This window comes from Pseudomonas sp. FW305-3-2-15-C-LB1 (genome assembly GCF_058787615.1).
Genome location: NZ_JBYSZX010000021.1, coordinates 42,570 through 58,521, shown reverse-complemented (window position 1 = coordinate 58,521; position 15,952 = coordinate 42,570). Strand labels below are relative to the sequence as shown.

Below are 15,952 nucleotides of genomic sequence, written 5' to 3'. Positions count from 1 at the left end.
CCTGCGGGCGGCCCCGGATGTCGGTGGCCCCCGCAGGCTCTTCAAAGATTGTTCAAGACGGCTTGCCGACTGACCTGCGGATTTGAGTGACAAACCCATGCCAAAACGTACAGACATAAAAAGCATCCTGATTCTCGGCGCTGGCCCGATCGTGATCGGCCAGGCCTGTGAATTCGACTACTCCGGCGCCCAGGCCTGTAAGGCCCTGCGCGAGGAGGGCTACCGCGTCATCCTGGTGAACTCCAACCCGGCCACCATCATGACCGACCCGGCCATGGCCGACGCCACCTACATCGAGCCGATCAAGTGGCAGACCGTTGCCAAGATCATCGAGAAAGAGCGTCCGGACGCGCTGCTGCCGACCATGGGTGGCCAGACCGCACTGAACTGCGCCCTGGACCTGGAGCGCGAAGGCGTCCTGGAAAAGTTCGGCGTAGAGATGATCGGCGCCAATGCCGACACCATCGACAAGGCTGAGGACCGTTCGCGCTTCGACAAGGCCATGAAGTCCATCGGCCTGGCCTGCCCGCGTTCCGGTATCGCCCACAGCATGGAAGAAGCCAATGCGGTCCTCGAGACCCTGGGCTTCCCGTGCATCATTCGTCCGTCGTTCACCATGGGCGGCACCGGTGGCGGTATTGCTTACAACCGTGAAGAGTTCGAAGAAATCTGCGCCCGCGGCCTGGACCTGTCGCCGACCAAAGAGCTGCTGATCGACGAATCCCTGATCGGCTGGAAAGAATACGAGATGGAGGTTGTCCGCGATAAAAAGGACAACTGCATCATCGTCTGCTCCATCGAAAACTTCGACCCGATGGGTGTGCACACCGGTGACTCGATCACCGTGGCTCCGGCACAGACCCTGACCGACAAGGAATACCAGATCCTGCGTAACGCCTCCCTGGCGGTATTGCGCGAGATCGGCGTGGAAACCGGCGGCTCCAACGTTCAGTTCGGTATCTGCCCGAACACTGGCCGCATGGTCGTGATCGAGATGAACCCGCGCGTATCCCGTTCGTCGGCCCTGGCTTCGAAAGCCACCGGCTTCCCGATCGCCAAGGTCGCGGCCAAGCTGGCCGTGGGTTACACCCTGGACGAGCTGTCGAACGACATCACTGGCGGCAAGACCCCGGCGTCCTTCGAGCCTTCCATCGACTACGTCGTCACCAAGCTGCCGCGTTTTGCCTTCGAAAAATTCGCCAAGGCTGATGCGCGCCTGACCACCCAGATGAAGTCTGTCGGTGAGGTCATGGCCATCGGCCGTACCTTCCAGGAATCCCTGCAGAAAGCCCTGCGCGGCCTGGAAGTGGGCGTTTGCGGCCTGGACGAGAAACTCGACCTGAGCAACCCGGAAAGCATGAGCGTGCTCAAGCGTGAGCTGACCGTGCCGGGCGCCGAGCGCATCTGGTACGTGGCGGACGCGTTCCGTGCCGGCATGACCGTTGAAGACATCTTCGGCATGAACATGATCGACCCGTGGTTCCTGGTGCAGATCGAAGATCTGATCAAGGAAGAAGAGAAGGTCAAGACCCTGGGGCTGGCCAGCATCGACCGCGACATGATGTTCCGCCTCAAGCGCAAAGGTTTCTCTGATCAGCGTCTGGCCAAACTGCTGGGTGTGACCGAGAAGAACCTGCGTACCCATCGCCACAAGCTGGAGATCTTCCCGGTCTACAAGCGTGTTGACACCTGCGCGGCCGAGTTCTCCACCGACACCGCGTACCTGTACTCCACCTATGAGGAAGAGTGCGAAGCCGCACCGTCGGGTCGCGACAAGATCATGATCCTGGGCGGCGGTCCGAACCGCATCGGCCAGGGTATCGAGTTCGATTACTGCTGTGTCCACGCTGCCCTCGCCCTGCGCGAAGATGGCTACGAGACCATCATGGTCAACTGCAACCCGGAAACTGTTTCTACTGACTACGACACCTCCGATCGTCTGTACTTTGAGCCTGTGACCCTGGAAGACGTGCTGGAAATCGTGCGCGTCGAGAAGCCGAAAGGTGTGATCGTCCAGTACGGCGGGCAAACTCCGCTGAAACTGGCGCGTGCCCTGGAAGCGGCCGGCGTGCCGATCATTGGTACCAGCCCGGACGCTATCGACCGTGCAGAAGACCGCGAGCGCTTCCAGCAAATGGTTGAGCGCCTGAACCTGCGTCAGCCGCCAAACGCCACTGTGCGCAGCGAAGACGAAGCCATCCGTGCCGCCAGCAAGATCGGCTACCCGCTGGTGGTGCGTCCGTCCTACGTGCTGGGCGGTCGTGCGATGGAAATCGTCTACGAAGAAGAAGAGCTCAAGCGTTACCTGCGTGACGCGGTGAAAGTATCCAACGACAGCCCGGTGCTGCTGGACCACTTCCTCAACTGTGCCATCGAGATGGACGTGGACGCGGTGTGCGACGGTACCGACGTGGTGATCGGCGCGATCATGCAGCACATCGAACAGGCGGGCGTTCACTCCGGTGACTCCGCTTGCTCGCTGCCGCCGTACTCGCTGCCGGCGCACATCCAGGACGAAATGCGCGAACAGGTCAAGAAAATGGCCCTGGAGCTGGGTGTTGTCGGCCTGATGAACGTGCAGCTGGCGTTGCAAGGCGAAGACATCTACGTGATCGAGGTCAACCCGCGTGCTTCGCGTACCGTGCCGTTTGTTTCCAAGTGCATCGGTGTGTCCCTGGCCATGATCGCTGCCCGCGTGATGGCTGGTAAGACCCTGAAGGAAATCGGCTTTACCAAGGAAATCATTCCGAACTTCTACAGTGTGAAAGAGGCGGTGTTCCCATTCGCCAAATTCCCTGGCGTGGACCCGATCCTGGGCCCAGAGATGAAGTCGACCGGTGAAGTAATGGGCGTTGGCGATACCTTTGGTGAGGCGTTTGCCAAGGCCCAGATGGGCGCCAGCGAAGTGCTGCCGACCGGCGGTACTGCGTTTATCAGTGTGCGTGATGACGACAAGCCACTGGTTGCAGGCGTGGCCCGCGATCTGATCAACTTGGGCTTCGAAGTCGTGGCCACTGCCGGGACCGCCAAGCTGATCGAAGCTGCCGGCCTCAAAGTGCGTCGCGTGAACAAGGTGACGGAAGGCCGTCCGCACGTGGTCGACATGATCAAGAATGACGAAGTCACCCTGATCATCAACACCACCGAAGGTCGCCAGTCGATCGCGGATTCCTACTCTATTCGTCGTAACGCCTTGCAGCACAAGATCTACTGCACCACCACCATTGCTGCTGGCGAAGCCATCTGTGAAGCGCTCAAGTTCGGTCCGGAAAAGACCGTGCGTCGCTTGCAGGATCTACACGCAGGATTGAAGGCATGACCAAATACCCAATGACCGTCCAGGGCTTCAAGGCCCTGGAAGAGGAGCACGCCCACCTGACCAAGGTCGTCCGTCCGAAGCTTAGCCAGGACATCGGGACGGCCCGCGAACTGGGTGACCTGAAGGAAAACGCCGAATACCACGCTGCCCGCGAGCAGCAAGGTATGGTCGAAGCGCGGATCCGTGACATCGAAGGCCGTCTGCAGAACTCGGTGGTCATCGATGTGACCACCATTCCTCATACGGGCAAGGTGATCTTCGGTACGACCGTCGAAATCGCCAATGTCGAGACCGATGAAAGCGTGACCTACCACATCGTGGGAGAGGACGAGGCCGACATCAAGCAAGGCAAGATCTCTGTGGGGTCTCCGATTGCCCGCGCCTTGATCGCCAAGGAAGAGGGTGATGTGGTCGCTGTGAAAACGCCGAGCGGTGTGATCGAGTACGAGATTGTTGAAGTTCGTCACATCTGAAAGACGGCGCCCGCTTCGTGCGGGCGCCATGCTTTGGCAGCTCTCCCAGATGCTTTGGGTGGGCGGCCTGTGGTTGTTGCATATCGGTGTGTTGCCAGCGCTGGGCCTGATTGGCCTGGCACCGCTGCTGATCGACGAGATCGATGGACTACTCAGTGCGCTGCTGGTGGGTTTTGCGGCGGCGTGCGTGACGCTCCAGGTATTGGTGCTGGTCAAGGCCGAGGGCTTGGGGAGTTTGTGGCGGGATATTCGCGGGCAACTGCTGTTGATGGCGCTGTATGCATGCGCAATGTTTTGCGTGGTGCATGTCTGGTTGCCGGAAGCGTTGCGCTGGCAGCTATTCAGCTATCTTGTGCTAGGGTTCTCCGGCCTGGTGCTGGTTTTACAGCCTGCACCGGGATGGAGTGGCGGGGCGCGCGAAGCACGCCCGTGACCCTTTTTATTACTTGAAGCGGTGTACGTTCGACAGTTGCTTGTTGACGCTGAAGTTCTTGCGATACAGCAGCGCCATCTTGCCGATGACCTGGACCAGGTCCGCTTTGCCTGCCTTGCACAGTTCTGCAATAGCAGCCAGGCGAGCTTCGCGATCAAGGATGTTGACCTTGATCTTGATCAGTTCATGATCGTTCAGCGCACGTTCGAATTCGGCTAACACACCTTCAGTCAAACCGTTATCTGCCACAATCAGAACTGGTTTCAGATGGTGGCCAATGGATTTGTACTGTTTCTTCTGCTCTTGAGTGAGCGGCATAATCTGACCCCTGCGTCTGATCTTGTAAAAAGCGGCGGCCAGTTTACCCGAGCGAGTCCGGGACCGCCCAGTTAATCACGACCCGTTTTATTTTTCGAGGTGGCCCGTGGCCCGTTCCAAAACCAGCCTTAAGTGGCTACAAGAACATTTCAACGATCCTTACGTCAAAAAGGCGCAAAAGGACGGTTACCGGTCCCGGGCCAGCTACAAGTTGCTGGAACTCCAGGACAAGGACAAATTGTTCCGCCCAGGCATGAGCGTGATCGACCTGGGTGCCGCCCCGGGTGGCTGGTCCCAGGTGGCCAGTCGTCTGATTGGTGGGCAAGGCCGGTTGATCGCTTCTGACATCCTGGAGATGGACAGCATCCCGGATGTGACGTTCGTGCACGGGGACTTTACCCAGGACGCGGTCCTGGCCGAAATCCTGGAAGCCGTCGGAAATTCGCAGGTGGACCTTGTGATTTCCGACATGGCCCCCAATATGAGTGGATTACCGGCTGTTGATATGCCGCGAGCCATGTTCCTGTGCGAGTTGGCGCTGGATCTGGCGGGTCGGGTATTGCGTCCGGGTGGTGATTTCCTGGTCAAGGTCTTCCAGGGTGAAGGCTTCGACGAGTACCACAAGAACATTCGCAAGCTGTTCGACAAGGTGCAAATGCGTAAGCCGGACTCCTCGCGTGACCGGTCTCGCGAGCAGTATCTGCTGGCGCGGGGGTTCCGTGGCATCGAAGGCGCCGCCAGTGATGAGCGTCTTTGAGGGTTTGAAGGGAGTCGATAGGTTTTTTTATATCGCTTTCGTCACGAAGCTTTACGAATATTGTGTAGTCAAAGTTTCACAAAGGGTTACAGACGGCGCCTGCCAGTGTTGTAGGTAATGTAGTAAGTTAGGCCGGTGAATATCATGCGAAGCGCGCGCCAGTAGCGGAGCTTGCTTCAGAGGGTAGTTAATTGAACGATATGGCAAAGAATCTGATCCTGTGGTTGATCATCGCGGCTGTCCTGGTGACGGTGATGAACAACTTCTCCAGCCCTAACGAGCCGCAGACCCTCAACTATTCCGACTTCATCCAGCAAGTTAAGGATGGCAAGGTCGAGCGCGTAGCGGTTGATGGCTACGTGATCACCGGCAAACGCAACGATGGCGACAGCTTCAAGACCATTCGTCCGGCCATCCAGGACAACGGTCTGATCGGTGATCTGGTGGATAACCACGTGGTCGTCGAAGGCAAGCAGCCTGAGCAGCAGAGCATCTGGACCCAGTTGCTGGTAGCCAGCTTCCCGATCCTGGTGATCATCGCGGTGTTCATGTTCTTCATGCGCCAGATGCAAGGTGGTGCGGGAGGCAAGGGCGGACCGATGAGTTTCGGCAAGAGCAAGGCACGCCTGCTCTCCGAAGACCAGGTGAAAACCACGCTGGCTGACGTTGCCGGTTGCGACGAAGCCAAGGAAGAAGTGGGCGAGCTGGTCGAGTTCCTGCGCGATCCGGGCAAGTTCCAGCGATTGGGCGGCCGCATTCCTCGTGGTGTGCTGATGGTTGGCCCTCCGGGTACCGGTAAAACTTTGCTGGCCAAGGCGATTGCCGGCGAAGCCAAGGTGCCGTTCTTCACCATTTCCGGTTCCGACTTTGTCGAGATGTTCGTCGGTGTGGGCGCCAGCCGTGTTCGTGACATGTTCGAGCAGGCTAAGAAACATGCGCCTTGCATCATCTTCATCGATGAAATCGACGCCGTCGGTCGCCATCGTGGCGCCGGCATGGGCGGCGGTCATGATGAACGTGAGCAGACCCTCAACCAGTTGCTGGTTGAGATGGACGGCTTTGAAATGAACGACGGCATCATTGTGATCGCTGCTACCAACCGTCCGGACGTGCTGGACCCTGCATTGCTGCGTCCAGGCCGCTTCGACCGTCAGGTTGTGGTGGGCTTGCCGGATATCCGTGGTCGCGAACAGATCCTGAAAGTACACATGCGCAAAGTGCCAATGGGTGATGATGTGGCTCCGGCCGTGATTGCCCGTGGTACTCCTGGCTTCTCCGGTGCCGACCTGGCCAACCTGGTCAACGAGGCCTCGTTGTTCGCTGCCCGTACCGGCAAGCGTATCGTGGAGATGAAAGAGTTCGAATTGGCCAAGGACAAGATCATGATGGGCGCCGAGCGCAAGTCCATGGTCATGTCCGAGAAAGAGAAGCAGAACACCGCTTATCACGAAGCCGGTCACGCCATTGTCGGTCGTGTTGTGCCTGAGCACGACCCGGTCTACAAAGTGTCGATCATCCCGCGTGGTCGGGCGCTGGGTGTCACGATGTTCCTGCCGGAAGAAGACCGTTACAGCCTGTCCAAGCGCGCACTGATCAGTCAGATCTGCTCGCTGTACGGTGGTCGGATTGCCGAAGAGATGACCCTTGGCTTCGATGGCGTCACCACCGGCGCTTCCAACGACATCATGCGTGCCAGCCAGATTGCACGGAACATGGTGACCAAGTGGGGCTTGTCGGAAAAACTCGGTCCGCTGATGTATGCCGAAGAAGAAGGCGAAGTGTTCCTGGGGCGTGGCGGTGGTGGTCAAAACGCCAGCTTCTCCGGTGAGACAGCCAAGCTGATCGACTCCGAGGTGCGCAGCATCATTGACCAGTGCTACGGCACGGCCAAGCAGATTCTCACGGATAACCGCGACAAGCTGGATGCCATGGCGGATGCGCTGATGAAGTACGAGACCATTGATGCCGACCAGATCGACGACATCATGGCCGGCCGCACGCCGCGTGAACCTCGCGATTGGGAAGGCGGTTCTGGCACCTCTGGCACTCCACCCGTGGTTCAGAATGAACGCCCTGAAACCCCGATTGGCGGCCCGGCAGCTGACGTCTAAGGTTTGAAATGACTTCTGTGTTGTCCTCCACCCGGTTGCCTTGCGGCAACCGGGTTCTTGATTTGGCCCATACGCATGTCATGGGCATTCTCAATGTAACCCCCGACTCTTTCTCTGATGGCGGCCGCTTCAGTCAGCGCGATGCTGCATTGCGTCATGCAGAGGCCATGGTGGCGGCGGGAGCGACCCTGATTGATGTCGGCGGTGAGTCGACTCGGCCTGGTGCTCGACTGGTTTCTCCCTTGGAGGAGCTGGAGAGGGTCGCGCCAATAGTTGAACGCATTGCGCGTGAACTGGACGTGATCATCTCGGTTGATACATCAACCCCGGCGGTAATGCGCGAAACTGCACGCCTGGGGGCGGGAATGATTAACGATGTCCGCTCCCTTCAGCGTGACGGTGCGCTTGATGCGGCAGCGGCCACCGGTTTGCCGGTGTGTCTGATGCATATGCTGGGTGAGCCGAGCAATATGCAGGACAGTCCTCACTATGATGATCTTGTTGGTGAGGTGAGTGGATTTCTTGCCGAGCGGGTTGCGCACTGCGTTGCCGCCGGGATTGCTGTGGAAAAGATCGTCCTCGATCCCGGTTTCGGCTTTGCCAAGACCCTGCAGCACAATCTAAGTCTGTTCAAGCATATGGAGTCCTTGCATGCCCTTGGTCGGCCTCTTCTGGTCGGCGTTTCGCGCAAGAGCATGATAGGGCTTGCGCTGAATCGCCCGGTGGGTGAGCGACTGTACGGTGGTCTTGCACTGGCGGCGCTTGCAGTCACCAAGGGTGCGCGTATCTTGCGGGTGCATGATGTTGCCGAGACGGTGGATGTGGTGCGTATGATTGCCGCGGTAGAATCAGCCGAATAAGAATGATGGAGCACTTATGACTAAAAAATATTTTGGCACCGACGGTATTCGCGGTCGGGTCGGCGAGTTTCCGATTACTCCTGATTTCATGCTCAAGCTCGGCTGGGCCGCAGGTATGGCGTTCCGCAGCATGGGCGCGTGCCGCATCCTGGTGGGCAAGGACACTCGGATTTCGGGTTACATGTTCGAGTCGGCGCTGGAGGCGGGGTTGTCTGCTGCGGGTGCCGATGTGATGCTGCTGGGGCCGATGCCGACGCCGGCCATCGCTTACCTGACGCGCACCTTTCACGCTGAAGCCGGTATCGTGATCAGTGCTTCGCATAATCCTCATGATGACAACGGCATCAAGTTCTTCTCGGGTCAGGGCACCAAGCTGCCGGACGAGATCGAGTTGATGATCGAAGAGCTCCTGGATGCGCCGATGACGGTGGTTGAGTCCAGCAAGCTTGGCAAGGTGTCGCGTATCAACGACGCCTCCGGCCGATACATTGAGTTCTGCAAAAGCAGCGTGCCAAGCAGCACCAATTTTGCCGGCCTGAAGATTGTGGTCGATTGCGCCCATGGTGCGACCTACAAGGTGGCGCCGAGCGTATTCAAGGAGTTGGGCGCAGACGTGACAGTGCTGTCGGCCCAGCCTAACGGGTTGAACATCAACGAGAACTGCGGCTCCACCCATATGGAGCAGTTGCAGGCCGCTGTACTTGCCGGGCATGCCGACCTGGGTATTGCCTTTGATGGTGATGGTGATCGTGTACTGATGGTGGATCACACGGGTGTCATTGTTGATGGTGATGACCTCCTGTTCATCATTGCTCGCGACCTGCACGAGCGTAACAAGCTGCAGGGCGGTGTCGTCGGTACGCTGATGAGTAACCTGGGGCTTGAACTGGCCCTGGCGGATCTGGGTATTCCGTTCGTGCGTGCCAATGTCGGTGACCGCTATGTGATCGCGGAACTGCTTGAGCGCAACTGGCAGGTAGGTGGTGAGAATTCCGGACACGTAGTCTGCTTCCAGCACACCACGACAGGCGATGCGATCATTGCTGCGCTGCAGGTGCTTATGGCCATGAAGCGTCGTGAAGAAAGTCTGGCCCAGGCGCGCCAGGCCGTGCGCAAGTGCCCGCAAGTATTGCTGAACGTGCGTTTTGCGGGCGGCTCAAATCCTATTGAGCATCCGGCTGTCAAAGAGGCATGTGAGCGTGTAACCCTGGCAATGGAGGGGCGTGGCCGTGTGTTGTTGCGCAAGTCCGGCACAGAGCCGTTGGTGCGTGTCATGGTCGAAGGTGATGACGAAACACAGGTTCGCGGCCATGCCGAAGACCTGGCAAAACTGGTAACTGAAGTTTGCGCCTGAATTCGGCTTGCCAGTGATGATGTGGTTGGGTAACATCTGCGCCCACTTTGACCGACGAGGTACAGCATGCGTCGCACTATGGTAGCTGGTAACTGGAAGATGCACGGTACCCGCGCCAGTGTCGCTGAGCTGATCAATGGCCTTCGTCACTTGGCCTTGCCGAGCGGTGTTGATGTCGCGGTTTTCCCGCCTTGCTTGCATATCACCCAAGTGGTTGATGGCTTGAAGGGCAAGTCGATCCAGGTCGGCGCGCAGAATTCTGCGGTGGAAGCCATGCAAGGCGCATTGACCGGTGAGATTGCACCGAGCCAGTTGGTCGATGCGGGTTGTTCCTATGTGCTTGTCGGGCACTCCGAGCGCCGTCAGATGATGGGCGAGCGTGATGGAACACTCAATCGCAAGTTCGCAGCAGCACAGGCTTGTGGCTTGATTCCGGTGTTGTGCATAGGGGAAACCCTGGAGCAGCGCGAATCGGGCAAGACTCTTGAAGTTGTCTCGCGTCAGCTGGGCAGCATCATCGAGGAGTTGGGTGTTGGTGCGTTTGCAAAGGCAGTAATCGCTTACGAGCCGGTCTGGGCCATTGGTACCGGGCTGACTGCTACACCGCAACAAGCGCAGGATGTGCACGCAGCCATCCGCGCGCAGTTGGCGGCAGAGAATTCTGAAGTCGCACAAGGTGTGCGTCTTCTATACGGCGGCAGCGTGAAGGCGGCCAATGCGGTCGAACTGTTCGGCATGCCGGATATCGATGGGGGGCTCATTGGTGGAGCTTCCCTGAATGCAGATGAGTTCGGTGCGATCTGTCGCGCCGCGGGAAACTGAAAAAATGCTGGAAACAGTCGTAGTCGTTTTTCATCTGTTGGCTGCTCTGAGCGTAGTTGCTCTGGTTTTGCTGCAACAGGGTAAAGGTGCGGATGCTGGTGCGTCTTTCGGTGCAGGTGCTTCAAATACTGTGTTCGGAAGCCAAGGTTCCTCTACCTTTCTTAGTAAGTTTACTGCTATACTTGCCGCCGGTTTCTTCATAACCAGCTTGGGGTTAGGTTACTTTGCTAAAGAGAAAGCTCATGTGCTGACTCAAGTAGGTCTCCCGAACCCAGCAGTGTTGGAAGTACCAAAAGCAAAACCGGCTTCTGATGATGTCCCGGTGCTTCAAGAGCAAAAGTCGGCTACTCCAGCGACTGACGTGCCTCCAGCTCAAGAGCAGAAGTAAGAAGGGTTGTAAACGCTGTATTGCCGAGGTGGTGGAATTGGTAGACACGCAACCTTGAGGTGGTTGTGCCCATAGGGTGTAGGGGTTCGAGTCCCCTTCTCGGTACCAATTGTCAGGAGAGCCCGCTGTTGCGGGCTTTCTTGTAGGTGGAAGGTTACATTGACCCTGTAAGGGATCGGTCGTATACTTCCGCCCCAGCTTTGTCGCGGGGTGGAGCAGTCTGGTAGCTCGTCGGGCTCATAACCCGAAGGTCGTCGGTTCAAATCCGGCCCCCGCAACCAGTTTTAGCGGAGCCCCTTTTAAGGGGCTTTTTGTTAGCTGGACACTTTCAACGCCGCTGTTCGACGGCGTTTCAAGGATGGGCGTTTCGCCCATTTTTTTATTTTGCACAGCATGCACATACATGCACGAGGGGGTTCAGGTGTCGAGCAAGCTAGAAGAGTTGCAGGCCTTGTTGGCCCCGGTGGTCGTGGCCCTAGGCTATGAATGCTGGGGTATTGAGTTTTCGGCTCAAGGTCGCCACTCAATGTTGCGCGTTTATATCGATAAAGAGGGCGGCGTGCTGGTGGACGATTGTGCCATTGTCAGCCGGCAGATCAGCGGTGTGCTGGATGTTGAAGATCCGATCTCCGTTGAATACACCCTCGAAGTTTCCTCGCCAGGCATGGAACGCCCACTGTTCACTATTGATCAGTTTGCAAAATTTGCCGGTGAACAAGTGAAGATCAAGCTGCGATCTCCCTTTGAAGGGCGACGCAACTTTCAGGGCCTTCTGCGCGGTGTAGAAGAACAGGATGTCGTGGTGCAGGTAGAAGACCATGAATTCCTGTTGCCGATCGATATGATCGACAAGGCCAACATTATTCCCAGTTTTGACTGAGACGCGGATCCCGCGGATCCAATGGCTTGCGAAAGGCGAGGCGTACGATGAGCAAAGAAGTACTGCTGGTTGTTGAGTCGGTATCCAATGAAAAGGGCGTACCGGCAAACGTGATTTTTGAAGCGCTGGAGCTGGCCCTGGCCACTGCTACCAAAAAGCGTTTTGAAGACGAAGTTGATCTGCGTGTGGAAATCAACCGCCACACCGGTGCCTATGAGACTTTCCGTCGCTGGACGGTCGTCGAAGAAGCCGATCTTGATGATCCGGCCATCGAAACCTGGCCAAGCAAGGTTGCCGAAACGCATCCTGGTGCCAAGGTCGGTGATGTCGTCGAAGAAAAGATCGAATCGATCGAATTCGGCCGTATCGCTGCACAGACCGCCAAACAGGTCATCGTGCAGAAGGTTCGCGAAGCCGAGCGCGCTCAAGTCGTTGACGCCTATCGCGAGCGCCTGGGTGAAATCATCTCCGGCACCGTGAAAAAAGTCACCCGCGATAACGTGATCGTCGACCTGGGCAACAACGCCGAAGCGTTGCTGGCTCGCGAAGACATCATTTCCCGCGAAACCTTCCGTGTCGGCGTGCGCCTGCGTGCGCTGCTCAAGGAAATCCGCACCGAGAACCGCGGCCCGCAGCTGATCCTGTCGCGTACCGCACCGGAAATGCTGATCGAGCTGTTCCGTATCGAAGTGCCGGAGATCGCCGAAGGCCTGATCGAAGTCATGGCTGCGTCCCGCGACCCGGGTTCGCGCGCCAAGATCGCGGTCCGCTCCAAGGACAAACGCATCGACCCGCAGGGCGCGTGCATTGGTATGCGCGGTTCGCGTGTTCAGGCAGTGTCGGGCGAGTTGGGTGGTGAGCGTGTGGACATCGTGCTGTGGGACGATAACCCGGCGCAGTTCGTCATCAACGCCATGTCGCCGGCTGAAGTGGCGGCAATTATCGTTGACGAGGATGCCCATGCCATGGACATCGCCGTTGGCGCAGACAATCTGGCTCAGGCCATTGGTCGTGGTGGTCAGAACGTGCGTCTGGCCAGCCAACTGACCGGTTGGACCCTGAACGTGATGACCGAATCGGACATCCAGGCTAAGCAGCAAGCTGAAACCGGTGACATCCTGCGCAACTTCATCGAAGAGCTCGAAGTCGATGAAGACCTGGCGCAGGTGCTGGTAGATGAAGGCTTCACCAGCCTGGAAGAGATTGCCTACGTACCGTTGGAAGAAATGCTCAACATCGACGGCTTTGACGAAGACACCGTCAACGAGCTTCGCGCTCGGGCCAAGGATCGTTTGTTGACTAAAGCCATCGCTACTGAGGAAAAGCTGGCAGACGCCCATCCGGCCGAAGACCTGCTCTCGCTTGAGGGTATGGACAAGGATTTGGCGATGGAACTGGCGGTGCGCGGCGTAATTACCCGCGAAGACCTGGCCGAGCAGTCTATTGACGATCTGCTCGACATCGACGGCATTGACGATGATCGTGCCGGCAAGTTGATCATGGCCGCCCGAGCCCATTGGTTCGAGTAACTAGGCGCGGCCTGAGGAGAGAAGTGCATGACGCAAGTCACGGTGAAACAACTGGCCGATGAGGTCAAAACACCGGTAGAGCGCCTGTTGCAGCAGATGCGTGAGGCAGGTCTGCCGCACACCGCCGCCGATGAAGGTGTGAGCGATAGTGAGAAGCAGTCTTTGCTGACTCACTTGAAGAGCAGCCACAAGGCGAAAGTGGAAGAACCGCGCAAGATTACATTGCAGCGCAAAACCACCAGCACCCTGCGTGTTGCTGGTAGCAAGAGCATCAGCGTTGAAGTACGCAAGAAGAAAGTCTTCGTACAGCGCAGCCCGGAAGAAATCGAAGCCGAGCGCAAACGCGAACTGGAAGAACGTCGCGCAGTAGAAAATGCTGCTCGTCAGAAGGCTGAAGAAGAAGCCAAGCGTCGCGCCGAAGAAGAAGCGCGTCGCCAGCCTGCTGCTGCGCAACCTGCTGCCACTGAAGCGGTCGCCGCGCCTAGCGCGCCAGTTGAAGCTGTGCGTGAGGCCGCTCCGGTTGCCGCTGCACCAGCACCGGCTGCTGACGCCCGTAAACGCGACGAACCTCGTCGTCCGGACAAACCACGTGCCGACGATAACAATCGTCGCGGTGGTGGTGGCGATGGCGAGCGCAAAAACGCTCCGCATCGTGCCTCGGTCAAAGAGAAAGCGCCTGCTCCACGCGTTGCCCCACGTACTACCGACGAAGAAAGCGATGGCTTCCGTCGTGGTGGTCGCGGCAAGGCCAAGCTGAAGAAACGCAACGCCCACGGTTTCCAGAGCCCAACCGGCCCTGTCGTGCGTGAAGTGAAGATCGGCGAGACCATCACTGTGGGCGATCTGGCCCAGCAGATGTCGGTCAAGGCTGCTGAAATCATCAAGTTCATGTTCAAGCTGGGCACACCGGCCACCATCAACCAGGTTCTGGATCAGGAAACTGCCCAACTGGTTGCTGAAGAACTGGGCCACAAAGTGACCCTGGTCAGCGACACCGCCCTGGAAGATTCCCTGGCCGAGTCCCTGAAGTTTGAAGGTGAGGCGGTTTCCCGTGCACCGGTTGTGACCGTAATGGGCCACGTTGACCACGGTAAAACCTCCCTGCTCGACTATATCCGTCGTGCCAAGGTAGCCGCAGGCGAAGCCGGCGGTATCACCCAGCACATCGGCGCGTACCACGTTGAAACCGACCGTGGCATGGTGACGTTCCTCGATACCCCTGGTCACGCTGCGTTTACCGCAATGCGTGCCCGTGGTGCCAAGGCGACCGACATCGTGATCCTGGTGGTTGCAGCCGACGACGGCGTGATGCCACAAACCATCGAAGCCGTTCAGCATGCCAAGGCAGCTGGCGTTCCGCTGGTAGTCGCTGTGAACAAAATCGACAAGCCGGGCGCCGATCTCGATCGCATCCGTAGCGAACTGTCGGTTCACGGCGTGACATCCGAAGAGTGGGGTGGCGACACTCCATTCGTACCGGTTTCCGCGAAGATGGGTACTGGTGTTGACGAACTGCTCGAAGCCGTTCTGCTGCAAGCCGAAGTTCTGGAACTGACTGCCACTCCATCGGCTCCTGGCCGTGGCGTTGTAGTTGAGTCCCGTCTGGACAAGGGCCGTGGCCCGGTTGCGACCGTTCTGGTTCAAGACGGTACCCTGCGCCAAGGCGACATGGTGCTGGTCGGTTCGAACTACGGCCGTGTACGTGCCATGCTCGACGAGAACGGCAAGCCAATCAAGGAAGCCGGCCCGGCTATCCCGGTCGAGATCCTCGGCCTGGACGGTACACCGGACGCTGGCGACGAGATGAGCGTGGTTGCCGACGAGAAGAAAGCCCGTGAAGTGGCTCTGTTCCGTCAAGGCAAGTTCCGTGAAGTCAAGCTGGCCCGTGCTCACGCCGGCAAGCTGGAAAACATCTTCGAGAACATGGGCCAGGAAGAGAAGAAGACGCTTAACATCGTCCTCAAATCTGACGTACGTGGTTCCCTCGAAGCGTTGAACGGCGCTTTGAACGGCCTGGGTAACGACGAAGTGCAAGTGCGCGTTGTCGGTGGCGGTGTCGGTGGTATCACCGAGTCCGACGCCAACCTGGCACTGGCTTCCAACGCTGTACTGTTCGGCTTCAACGTGCGTGCCGATGCCGGCGCTCGCAAGATCGTCGAGCAGGAAGGCCTGGACATGCGTTACTACAACGTCATCTACGACATCATCGAAGACGTCAAGAAAGCCCTCACCGGCATGCTTGGCAGCGACGTCCGGGAGAACATCCTGGGTATTGCCGAAGTACGTGACGTGTTCCGCTCGCCGAAATTCGGCGCGATCGCCGGCTGCATGGTGGTTGAAGGCACTGTGTACCGTAACCGTCCAATCCGTGTACTGCGTGAAGACATCGTTATCTTCGAAGGCGAGCTGGAATCCCTGCGCCGCTTCAAGGATGACGCTTCCGAAGTACGTGCCGGCATGGAATGCGGTATCGGCGTCAAGAGCTACAACGACGTCAAGGCTGGCGACAAGATCGAAGTCTACGAGAAGGTTCAGGTTGCTCGCAGCCTCTAACTCGCGCACTTCAGGAGCCACGCAACGCGTGGGCATGCAATTGCCCCGCGCAGCGTACGGACTCTAAACGCAACGCCCGGTCTGGCTTTTGTCAGGCCGGGCGTTTGCCGCTTTCAGACCCCACGGGTTTCACCGTGTGGCAGTAACAGGTAACA

13 protein-coding genes and 2 tRNA genes are annotated in these 15,952 nt (G+C 58.2%); 14 read left to right on the top strand and 1 reads right to left on the bottom strand.

Translation table 11 applies throughout. The features are described 5' to 3' along the window. Positions 1 to 97 precede the first annotated feature (97 nt). From carB to AC3WP7_RS27155, 3 genes are read left to right on the top strand one after another with little or no spacing between them, the layout of a single operon-like run. Entirely contained in the window at positions 98 to 3,319 is a 3,222-nt protein-coding gene (gene carB, locus AC3WP7_RS27165) for a carbamoyl-phosphate synthase large subunit (RefSeq protein ID WP_010206612.1), read from the top strand. Next, a complete protein-coding gene (gene greA / locus AC3WP7_RS27160) occupies positions 3,316 to 3,792 on the top strand; it encodes a transcription elongation factor GreA (protein ID WP_060752268.1) in 477 nt (158 codons plus the stop codon). The genes carB and greA overlap by 4 nt, the downstream gene beginning before the upstream one ends. Positions 3,793 to 3,820: 28 nt before the next feature. Then, positions 3,821 to 4,225, top strand: coding sequence for an MFS transporter (locus tag AC3WP7_RS27155; protein WP_071489994.1), 405 nt, complete (start codon positions 3,821 to 3,823; stop codon positions 4,223 to 4,225). A 9-nt stretch (positions 4,226 to 4,234) separates the two neighbouring features. On the opposite strand, the gene yhbY is transcribed toward AC3WP7_RS27155, so the two are convergent. Then, positions 4,235 to 4,543 carry a ribosome assembly RNA-binding protein YhbY gene (gene yhbY, locus AC3WP7_RS27150; RefSeq protein ID WP_028617972.1) on the bottom strand — a complete coding sequence of 103 codons (309 nt, stop codon included), beginning with the start codon at positions 4,541 to 4,543 and terminating at the stop codon, positions 4,235 to 4,237. Between the two features lie 106 nt (positions 4,544 to 4,649). Here yhbY and rlmE point away from each other — a divergent pair, with 106 nt between their 5' ends. The 11 genes from rlmE to infB all read left to right on the top strand — a co-directional run bounded on the left by rlmE (position 4,650) and on the right by infB (position 15,797). Further along, complete coding sequence (gene rlmE / locus AC3WP7_RS27145; protein WP_010206606.1) at positions 4,650 to 5,300, top strand: 23S rRNA (uridine(2552)-2'-O)-methyltransferase RlmE; 651 nt, start codon at positions 4,650 to 4,652, stop codon at positions 5,298 to 5,300. Positions 5,301 to 5,500: 200 nt separating this feature from the next. Further along, positions 5,501 to 7,411, top strand: coding sequence for an ATP-dependent zinc metalloprotease FtsH (gene ftsH, locus AC3WP7_RS27140; RefSeq protein ID WP_058427653.1), 1,911 nt, complete (start codon positions 5,501 to 5,503; stop codon positions 7,409 to 7,411). 8 nt (positions 7,412 to 7,419) lie between these two features. Further along, positions 7,420 to 8,271: a dihydropteroate synthase gene (gene folP / locus AC3WP7_RS27135; protein ID WP_071489995.1), complete on the top strand. Its 852-nt coding sequence runs from the start codon at positions 7,420 to 7,422 to the stop codon at positions 8,269 to 8,271. 16 nt (positions 8,272 to 8,287) lie between these two features. Then, positions 8,288 to 9,625: a phosphoglucosamine mutase gene (gene glmM / locus AC3WP7_RS27130; RefSeq protein WP_093125940.1), complete on the top strand. Its 1,338-nt coding sequence runs from the start codon at positions 8,288 to 8,290 to the stop codon at positions 9,623 to 9,625. Between the two features lie 66 nt (positions 9,626 to 9,691). Then, positions 9,692 to 10,447 carry a triose-phosphate isomerase gene (gene tpiA / locus AC3WP7_RS27125; RefSeq protein ID WP_058427650.1) on the top strand — a complete coding sequence of 252 codons (756 nt, stop codon included), beginning with the start codon at positions 9,692 to 9,694 and terminating at the stop codon, positions 10,445 to 10,447. A 4-nt stretch (positions 10,448 to 10,451) separates the two neighbouring features. Then, a complete protein-coding gene (gene secG / locus AC3WP7_RS27120; RefSeq protein ID WP_003194191.1) occupies positions 10,452 to 10,835 on the top strand; it encodes a preprotein translocase subunit SecG in 384 nt (127 codons plus the stop codon). Positions 10,836 to 10,857: 22 nt separating this feature from the next. After that, positions 10,858 to 10,943: transfer RNA gene (locus AC3WP7_RS27115), tRNA-Leu, on the top strand. Positions 10,944 to 11,039: 96 nt separating this feature from the next. Next, positions 11,040 to 11,116: transfer RNA gene (locus AC3WP7_RS27110), tRNA-Met, on the top strand. 140 nt (positions 11,117 to 11,256) lie between these two features. Beyond that, complete coding sequence (rimP, locus tag AC3WP7_RS27105; RefSeq protein WP_003235029.1) at positions 11,257 to 11,715, top strand: ribosome maturation factor RimP; 459 nt, start codon at positions 11,257 to 11,259, stop codon at positions 11,713 to 11,715. A gap of 47 nt (positions 11,716 to 11,762) precedes the next feature. Continuing rightward, positions 11,763 to 13,244, top strand: a complete 1,482-nt coding sequence (gene nusA / locus AC3WP7_RS27100; protein ID WP_025857112.1) for a transcription termination factor NusA — start codon at positions 11,763 to 11,765, stop codon at positions 13,242 to 13,244. Positions 13,245 to 13,271: 27 nt separating this feature from the next. Then, entirely contained in the window at positions 13,272 to 15,797 is a 2,526-nt protein-coding gene (infB, locus tag AC3WP7_RS27095) for a translation initiation factor IF-2 (RefSeq protein ID WP_071489997.1), read from the top strand. Positions 15,798 to 15,952: the final 155 nt, after the last annotated feature.